Genomic DNA, 2,446 nt, shown 5'->3' with positions numbered 1-2,446 from the left:
TGTTTTTGGCAAGTAAAAAATGCAGTGAATGGCAGTTAAAAATGTCGCTTGCCAATGCACCTTTTTCCTCTTGTTCAATTTTGCAGTAAAGACTCTTTCATCCGATGACTCGGTCCTTTAAAAACGACCAAGTGGGAATGGTGAATCAATCGATCAATGACCGCTTCAGTCAAAATGGGATCACCGAAAACATGATTCCATTCCCCAAACCGTAGGTTTGTAGTGATAATCAGGCTATTTCTTTCATAACACATACTGATAACCTGGAAAAGAAGTTCAGCTCCTTGTTTATGCAAAGGGATAAAGCCCAGTTCGTCTAAGATCAGTAGATCCAATTTTTCAAGCTGCTTATAGAAGCGGCCAATCGTCCCTTTCTCATGGGCATCCAGAAGCCGATTGACCAAATTTGCCACCGTAAAGAACTTGATATTTTTAGCGGATGTCTGAATGGCATTCAGGCCGATCAGTGTAGAAAGAAAGGTCTTTCCCGTGCCAACGCCTCCGTAAAATATTAGGTTTTCTTTCTTCGGGAGAAATTCTCCCTCTAAAAAATAGTTTCTCGTTAATCCCTGGGTATAATCAATTTCATCCCATATGAAAGGTACCAACGGGACCTCTGGAAGCTGTGATTGACTGAGTAGGAGATTCGTTTTTCGTTCCTCCCGCTGTTGAATTTCCTGTTCCATGAGCTTGAGTAGAAACTCTTCATTTGAAGCAGCTTCTACCTCGTGGTAGTGCTGGCGAATCCAGCTCAACTTTAATCGCTTCGCATATTCCTCAATCGTTTGTTCCATCATGAAGCACCTCCTTTGTCAAAGAGCTGATCATAATTGCCCGCGCCTCTTATGATTGCAGGCATGACAGGAACTGAACCTTTACGAATCTCAATTTCTTTTCGGACACCCCGTCCATTAATCAGTTGATAAAAGACCTGCTTGATTGAGTCGACCGAAGGATGTCCGTGTTCAGAGGCTAGGGAAAGCGCTTCTGTCGCGATGGAAAAGTCATGCTCTTTTAACAAGACCGATAGAAGCCGCAAGGCTTGCTGTTTTTCAGGGACTGTACAGGCTTCCAGGTATTGCTGCCAACTTGGCGGGAGCTGTTCATAAAAGCTGGTATATTTGATTGCCATTGGCCGTTTGGCCATTAAGTTTAAGTAAGGCTGCCACTCCATTGATTTTTTCTGTTCTCCGTAAATGCGCACATGACTGATGATCAATTCTTTTTCCACTGTCATGATGTCGATGCGGTTATAGGAAATCTTAGCCAATACCTTGCCTTTCGCAAAACGCGGGGAAGTGGAATAAAGGCGGTTATCCACTTTCAGGTAGCCGTACTTATCGGGCTTTCCTGATTCATATCGCACACATTCAAAGGCTTTTTCCGGCAGTTGGAACAGGGTTTCCTGGTCTTTCGTGTAAAGTGCCGAAAGCTGTTCTTCCTTCACGTAATGCTTTCGGTCGCGATCTTCTTCGGCTAACTGCCAGAACGTGCGATTCAGGCTTTCCAAATCGCTAAATGGCAATTCAGGCAATAAGAAATTGTTCCGTACGTACTTGACCATGGCTTCTACATGTCCTTTTTCATTGCCACTCGCTGGATTGCAGAATTCCGGGGTGAATCCATAATGAAAGACAAAGCGCTGAAATTCATCCGTTAAGACTCTTTCGCCATGAGGCAAGATTTTCTTTACAGCTGGCGTCAAATTATCAAAACGAATGGCTTTCGGGACACCACCTATGTAATGGAAGATTCTTTTCAACCCTTCCAGGAAACACTCTCGATTTTGGGACCGGAACACTTGAAAATAAAAGGTGTTGCTATAGGGAAATGATAGAACCAAGTAGGGCAGGTCAATGACCTCACCGTTATGTATAAAAGGAGCTTCTCCAAAATCCACTTGCGCTGTTCCTGGCTTTGCTTCCAATGGCAAGGCAGCTTCGGCAGCTTCACCCAATTCTCTTTTTCGTCGACTTACGTAATCTCGTACCGAACGGTACGAACCTTGGAAGTTATGCTCTTTCTCCAACTGATCAAACATTCGCTTGGCAGTACGTTGAAATTTTTTCTTTTTCTTTGAATCCTCCAACAGCCACTGGTCTAAAACTGGTTTGACTGCCTCCATCACTCGGGCTTTTCGCCGTTGTATCTGTTTTGGTTCATTCCAATCTTCTTGATCTGCGTATTTCTTGATGGTGCGGAAATCACGCCCCATCTGATCCGCCACTTCCGAATAAGGACGACCTTTCAGATTCACTTCTTGTCTGATATAATTTACGTCAGTCACTGTTAACACTCCTTTTACCTCCCTGTAATTGTTAGCCCAATCACAGAGAGTTTAAATGTAAGGGTAGGTGTTGGCAAGTGACTTTTTTTGTTCAAATAGTCTCGGGAGAGACTACATAAATTAACTGCCAAAGACTACATTTTTAGAATGCCATAAACA

Annotated in this window: 2 protein-coding genes; both read right to left on the bottom strand. The window is 43.5% G+C overall.

Going from position 1 to position 2,446, the window contains the following annotated elements:
- Nucleotides 1–74: 74 nt before the first annotated feature.
- Nucleotides 75–794: an IS21-like element helper ATPase IstB gene (gene istB, locus GJB59_RS13725; protein ID WP_142830924.1), complete on the bottom strand. Its 720-nt coding sequence runs from the start codon at nt 792–794 to the stop codon at nt 75–77.
- The gene (gene istA, locus GJB59_RS13720) at nt 794–2,296 is read right to left on the bottom strand and encodes an IS21 family transposase (RefSeq protein WP_142830922.1); all 1,503 of its coding nucleotides are present in this window, start codon (nt 2,294–2,296) and stop codon (nt 794–796) included. The genes istB and istA overlap by 1 nt, the downstream gene beginning before the upstream one ends.
- Nucleotides 2,297–2,446 lie beyond the last annotated feature (150 nt).

It is taken from the genome of Planococcus soli (assembly GCF_016881065.1).
Lineage (GTDB): Bacteria > Bacillota > Bacilli > Bacillales_A > Planococcaceae > Planococcus > Planococcus soli.
This window is presented reverse-complemented; position numbering and strand designations above follow the sequence as displayed.

Bases quoted from the DNA above. Each gene is read 5' to 3' on its own strand.
- istB (WP_142830924.1), bottom strand. From the start codon at position 794: ATGGAACAAACGATTGAGGAATATGCGAAGCGATTAAAGTTGAGCTGG.